This window comes from Parabacteroides sp. AF39-10AC (assembly GCF_003635405.1).
In the GTDB taxonomy this organism is placed as follows: Bacteria; Bacteroidota; Bacteroidia; order Bacteroidales; family Tannerellaceae; genus Parabacteroides; species Parabacteroides distasonis.
Window position 1 is genome coordinate 104,180 of sequence record NZ_QTLP01000019.1, and the last position, 6,493, is coordinate 110,672.

Consider the following 6,493-nt stretch of genomic DNA (forward strand, 5'->3'; position numbering starts at 1 on the left):
AACGCAACATTATTAAAAAATAATCTAATAATCATTTTCCACCGACCATCCACTCCCTCTTAACTGATGATGTTTTTCTCTTTCAGGATCAAGGGACTTATCAAATACGGAACTGTATGGATAATAACGTGAATAAGTGTAGCTTCCTCCTATAATATCTTCATTCAACCAAGCTTTAGCTCCAAAAAACAGAGGGAATAGGAGTAATACACAGAAAACAAGGATTTTCTGTCTGCGTACAATACGGTCGATCAATATCCCTTTGGCGAACATGACGGATAAGAAAAGCGTGAAGAAATAGAAATAATCAACCATTCTATACAGGATCATAAGGCTGTATCTTGCACATACCAATAGGAGAGCTATACATACACACGTTTGAAACAGATCTTGCTTCAAGCGGATATACTGGGGATATATCACCTGCGTTTTATGAAGCATGAATACATAAACGATCAACTGCGCAACCATCCACACATAGTTGATTATACTCAAGTCTTTGTTTCCAAACCACTCACTTGTGGCATACGCTGTTATACGTGAAGCCATATCTTCACTGGGGAGAAACAATGACGCACCCTCTGCTATAGGAGTCATAAAATCCTTTCCGACAAGTATCGGGACAATCATCGCTACACAAAGGAGCCAGTAAATAGCAGGCTTTCGTGGAATTAGGTAGTAACCGATAACAAACAGGAAAACCGCGAAAATCGTGAACACGTGAAACAGGACTGCAACCAAGAAATATAGCAGGAACTTCTTGGTTTTCCCGTCATTGACGGCTAATATACCCAACAAGAAAAAAATGATGGATAAGGATCCTCTCATATGTTCCATACTCGTAGCCGTATAACGGCCTATGAAAAAACAGAGAAGTATGAAAAAGCATAGAGAGGGACACACTTTTTTTATGAAATATGCTATCATCCCTATACCGAAAGCCGCCACAACAAATTGGAACAGTAAAAAATCGTTCCAAATCGTCTTGCAGGTCGCTTGCAACAGAACCCATAGCGGCATTTTCATCACTGATTCAAAATCGCTCCATTCCAAATGGAACAAGTCATGACTAAAATAAAAATCAGACGCATACGAAACCGTATCTGAGCCTACCCTCCAGCGAAGCCCCGCCACCAGTATCAGCAGAGTTACAGCTATCCTGTAATGCGTCCACCTATAATCTTCCCGCCCAAGAATATCATAGCGGACAGACAGATACAGCAGGTAAATGAAAACAATCAGGTATATCATCGCCTTTTCTTTATCATTTCCAATAGATACCAAGCCTCCCGGGATCCGGTAAGCAACGTTACCGCCATGTAAAGCACGATCCCTGCGGCTGTTCCCGCGGCGAGCGACACCGCATCGGAGCTTATCATATGGTCTAACAGGTAAACGCCCGTACCCATGACCGCCGCATACGCCAGTATCGGCAGCATGGACTTCATTTCAGATGCGAAGGTCACTCCGGGCAGTACACGTGCCGAAAATACAGTGATCACATAGACATCTGCCACATAATAGAGCAACATTCCTATGCAAACCACCTTGATACCCCAAAAGAGGGAAAATACCAAGATAGAGATAGCGATCACTTTCTTTATTATCTCTGCCTTCAGACAATAATCACTCCTGTGCTTTGCGTTCAACAACTGCCAGCTCATGTTCGAGGCCGGCCACCAAATCCAAGCGAAGCAAAGAATACGTATCAAGGGAACAGTCTCTATCCATTTGTCCGTCAACAATAATCGCACCACCGGCTCCGCCAGGGCAGCCAATCCCATCATCAACGGGAAAAGGACGAAACAAGTCATGCGCAGCATCTGGAAAAAACGCCGTTGCAACTCCTCTTCATTATCTTGCAGCTCACACTCTATCGGATAGGCTACACGGGCTACAACATCGTTAACAGCCGTCGGGACAAAACTTGTCATCTGTGTGGACTGGCTATACAAACCTGTCGCTGCTGATGAATAAAACTTTCCTATCAACAAAAAACTTCCATTCGCATAAATAGCATGCAAAGTCCGACTCATCAACAATCTCGATCCAAAACCGAATAATCCCTTAAAGGAACGGATGGAGAAAACGAATGAGGGCATCCAACCCGCCGATACCCAAAGCAACGCCACATTCAAGAAATTCTGTAAAAGCGGTTGCCACACCAATGTCCAGACACCGAAACCATGATAAGCCATCCAAATCCCCACGCATCCGCTCACAGATATGGCGATAATAGAAATCCAAGCTTGTCTACGAAAATCCATCGCTATATTCAATTTCGCTTGTTGCACCGTACGGAACGCATTGATAACAAATATCAAGGCCATCCATACCAATAATTCCTCCAATAGAGGCTCATCATAAAAACTGGCGATGAAGGGTGAGCACAAAAACAATACGGCATATATCAATAATGATACCCCTATATTGAACCAAAACGTCGTGGAAAAATCAACCTCTGTCCTGTCTTGTTTCTGAATAAGAGCCTCCACGAAACCAGAATCCACAAAGACCTGCGCCACCACCAAGAAAATTGTAAGCATCGCAACCAAACCATAATCAGACGGTGATAATTGACGAGCAATAAGGATTGAGAACAATGTCATGAGACCTTGCCGAAGGAATTTCTCTACAGCACTCCATGCGACACCTCGCAATGCTTTCTTTTTTATGGATTCTGACATATAATCACTATATCTCCTATTTGTTCCAATAAAAACACCTTATAACATAAAGCACTTCTTTATTTAGAGCAAGTTACTTGAAACATCTACACCAACCTATTTTGTATAATCCCATCATTCAACCCTGCATAAGGGCTTCATACAGCACTGCATAAGATGGTTATACAAGGCTGGAGAAGGGATCATACAGCGAGCCAATCCCTTTTTATGAAGAGAGAAGGCTCGCCGTGCCCCTTCCTTTAAATCTCGTCCGGACTCTCGCTATCACTACCGCCATCAGCAGGGCGACCACCGATCCAGACCGGCACGCTTACGCTACGGGGCGTTTTCAAGAGACGGTTTGATGTGGAATACTGCGTCGTCACCGTCAGCGTATACTCACCTTCCGCCAGATCAGCCGGCAGGAGCAACGTGAGCGAGGAGGGATTATTGATCGTGATCAGATCGTCCGTTAATTTTGTGACAGCCTTCGCCGCATTGGTCAGCGTAACGCCTACCGACTCGTCGTCGCCAACCACTTTTAGCATGGCGCCGCGCACGAAGAAGTTGCGGCCCGCCGTAGCGCTACCATCCTTCAAGCCCGTCTTCTTATCCTCAGTCTCGAGGATGTACATGATGTTCGACTTCTCGCCGAGGATCTCAACCGAGGTTTTGGCGATCTCCTCGCGCAGCACTTTGTCCTGCGTGAGAGAGACGTAGATGGAGTTTCTCTCCTTGTTCCACACACCGCCCTCGATCACGCCGGTCAGTTGGGCAACGGCACGGAACAGGCCCGTGTTCACACTGTAACCGTTCAAAATCAAGTCCATCAGCACACGGTGATAGAGCGTCACTGAATGGTGAAGCGTCTCCGGGCGCAACCCCGTGTCTTGCTTGTACATCTCCTCCAGCACATCATCCAAAGTTAAACTTCCGGCCGAAGCCAATAACAAGATCTTATCGGTCTTATTGTCAGTGGTCACCGAATTGTCGATAAGCCAGCCTTTCAATACTTTCTTCATGGTATTCTTGATTTAAAGGAGGGCAGAATTGCTCTCCTCGGTTATCCTTATCTAGAATTTCTTCCCGAACGCAATGTTCAAGAACGTCTTCACCAATATCTTGAAATCGAACCACCACGAGCGGTGCTCCAGATAGAACAAGTCATAGCGTAAGCGGCGGAGCATCTTCTCCAGCGTATCCGTATAGCCGTTGTAGAGCGTGGCGTAAGAGGTCACCCCTGGACGGATCTGGTACAAGAAACGATAGCGGGGATCACGTTCCATGATCTGGTCGATGTAGAACTTCCGTTCCGGACGGGGACCGATGAAGGCCATATCACCGATGAATACATTCCATAATTGGGGAAGCTCGTCCAAATGATGCTCGCGCAGGAACTTGCCCACATGCGTCATACGGGGATCAGCGCCTCCCTTGTAAAGGGCGGGGCCGAACTTCTCTGCGTCCAAACGCATGCTGCGGAACTTATAGATATGAAACGGATGGCCGAAACGGCCAATCCGCTCCTGCCTGAAAATGGCAGGGCCGCCATCCTCGCGCCTCACGGCGATGTAGCAGATCAAGAACAAGGGGGAGAATACGACCAAGGCGATAAAGGCCAAAAGACAATCCCCTATACGCTTCACGTTACGCTCGAAGGCGGTCATCCCATCCGGGATAAAATCAGTAGATTTATCAACACTCTCTTTTATAAGCATGGCTTAATTTATTCCTTTCCTCTATTTTTCTCCTCCTCTTTCTTGTAATCGATATACCGCTCCAAGGCCTCACGTGCCAGACGGCGGAAAAGTTCCTCGTCCGACAGATGGTCCCAAAGGAGATCTACCAAACGATAGTAAACGCTAAAGTGCATGTCCTTGCCTTTTTAAAAGAATTGTAAGTGTCACTGCCAATGCCTCCGCTTATGCGGATAATGGACTTGGTCAGTCTGGTGACTTGTAAAACCGTGGCGATGTAATCGCCCAAACGGGGAAATGATTGTCTGTGATACATGTCTGGTTTGTTATTATTTTTATACATCTATGTCCTTATGGATAGGCCCTAGTAATGCAAGTAATGCAGCACCTGTTTCCCACACACGTGCGTACATTATATAAAACAAGATATAGAACAAGAATTTTACACTAAACGATCGCAAACAAGGCATGGAACGATCCGGATGAGAAACGCTGGATAGCCGTATGAAAGTTTGATTCGACATATATAATGTACACGTGCGTGTGTGGGAAAAAGGTGCTGCATTACTTGCATTACTTGCACCTGTTTTCCCCGGCATCGGTTCCATCCCGTACGTATATCGGCATCGACTCACGCCTACGTTCGTATAGGCCTACACCGATATATGTGTGGGGCGACGTCGATATACGTGTAAAACGATGCCCTTATACGTATGCCACACTCATACGGTCTCGCTTAGCAATGGCAATCCCTCCACCTCTCTCTTATGCCAGCCTTGGTAATCAGACAGGGAAAACCCGGGGACGGTCAACTGTTTGTAATCCTTATCGTCTCTTCGCAAGATGTGCTTGCGGGCATACGCACGGAGCGAACGATCCGTCACGGAAACCATCACCACAGGAAACGGGTAGCCGAACAAGCGCATCGGCGTAACCTCGCTGTCCGGGAACGCACGGCGCAACTGATAGGCTGAGCACTCGAACGCCACCCAATAAGGACCCGTGCAATACAAATGGATGGAAGCAGTGTTCGTTCGCTCGCGGCTCATGATATCACCCAAATGCTCGTTCAGCAACGCCACCAAACGAACGCCAGAAGGAAGGGAAGACATGGTTTTTGAATTATTCATTATTCCTTATTCATTATTCATTATGTCTCAGCCAGCGATCGCAATCGTCCAGCCGGCGGATCAAGGATAACTTGCTTTTCTTGGGCGAGGACTCACCCCGCCAAGGATCCACCACCTCATGCGCCATCTGCCGGTAAAGGGCGCTGTCCGTGCAACCGTAGAGCGTCACCAGCAACAAGGCACGGGATTGCGGAGCTTTCACCACCGGGAGCATACCACGCATCGTGTCATGTAAACGTGTGAACTCCTCCTCATCGCCCAACAACTTGTAGGCAGAAAGAAGCAATGAGTAGATCTTGCAACGCATCACGTCCGTCTCCGCACGGAGCGAACCGTAGGATCTCAATACCTCACACGCCAAGCGGGTATCCTCCTCAGCCACGCTACCGGAGGTGTGATAACGGCCCAATGCGTCGTGCAAGCCCTCCCGCAAGCGGTCGTTGTCCAGGTGCGTATAGGCGTGCTTGCCCTTGGTGTTCAGCTCGATCAGCTCATACTCGCCCGGCTTCACCTCCAACAAGGGGACCCACATGCAATCGAGGATACGCGCCATGACATCTTTATGCCCGCCACCCGGCTGGATCACCACCTCCGCCTCCATACCGGTAAAATAACCGGACGTGATACGCACGCGATCACCTTTTAGCAGGCGATTGCTGTCCGGCACATACACCGGAAGCTCGTTGGAATAAGATTCCGCCACCCAACGCAAGTTTCCCATCTCACTATCCGAGAGATAAGGGAAATGAGTCATGCCTCCGGAAGAGACCCGGGGAAGGAAATTGTATAGGGGAAGCGTGCGCTTCATCTGGAAGATCTCCTCCACCGAGGACCGGATAAACACGTAGTTGAACAGCAGGGGCCGCTTCGTGTTGACCATCTTGCCATCCACTTTCCTCACCTCCACATAGGAGGGGGCGAAATACTCGAACAACGTCTCCCCACGACGCTTGCGCCGGGAAAGCTCGGCATCCAAGCTTTTAGCGGGGCTGATCCTGTC

Annotated in this window: 7 protein-coding genes; all 7 read right to left on the reverse strand. The window is 48.0% G+C overall.

Translation table 11 applies throughout. From position 1 onward, the window contains the following. Positions 1-24: 24 nt before the first annotated feature. On the reverse strand, positions 25-1,251 hold the full coding sequence (locus DW033_RS16750) for an EpsG family protein (protein ID WP_011966414.1): 1,227 nt from the start codon (positions 1,249-1,251) through the stop codon (positions 25-27). Then, the gene (locus DW033_RS16755; protein ID WP_011966415.1) at positions 1,248-2,687 is read right to left on the reverse strand and encodes a lipopolysaccharide biosynthesis protein; all 1,440 of its coding nucleotides are present in this window, start codon (positions 2,685-2,687) and stop codon (positions 1,248-1,250) included. Before DW033_RS16755 ends, DW033_RS16750 begins: the two co-directional genes overlap by 4 nt. A gap of 239 nt (positions 2,688-2,926) precedes the next feature. After that, on the reverse strand, positions 2,927-3,688 hold the full coding sequence (locus DW033_RS16760; protein ID WP_011966416.1) for a DNA-binding domain-containing protein: 762 nt from the start codon (positions 3,686-3,688) through the stop codon (positions 2,927-2,929). 51 nt (positions 3,689-3,739) lie between these two features. Then, a complete protein-coding gene (locus tag DW033_RS16765) occupies positions 3,740-4,384 on the reverse strand; it encodes a sugar transferase (protein ID WP_011966417.1) in 645 nt (214 codons plus the stop codon). Between the two features lie 8 nt (positions 4,385-4,392). Beyond that, positions 4,393-4,539 carry a hypothetical protein gene (locus DW033_RS24720; RefSeq protein ID WP_172580097.1) on the reverse strand — a complete coding sequence of 49 codons (147 nt, stop codon included), beginning with the start codon at positions 4,537-4,539 and terminating at the stop codon, positions 4,393-4,395. Positions 4,540-5,085: 546 nt separating this feature from the next. Beyond that, entirely contained in the window at positions 5,086-5,475 is a 390-nt protein-coding gene (locus DW033_RS16770) for a hypothetical protein (protein WP_041525567.1), read from the reverse strand. Positions 5,476-5,506: 31 nt separating this feature from the next. After that, the coding region (locus tag DW033_RS16775) for a transcription termination/antitermination protein NusG (RefSeq protein ID WP_233554224.1) at positions 5,507-6,493 on the reverse strand (987 nt) is incomplete at its 5' end.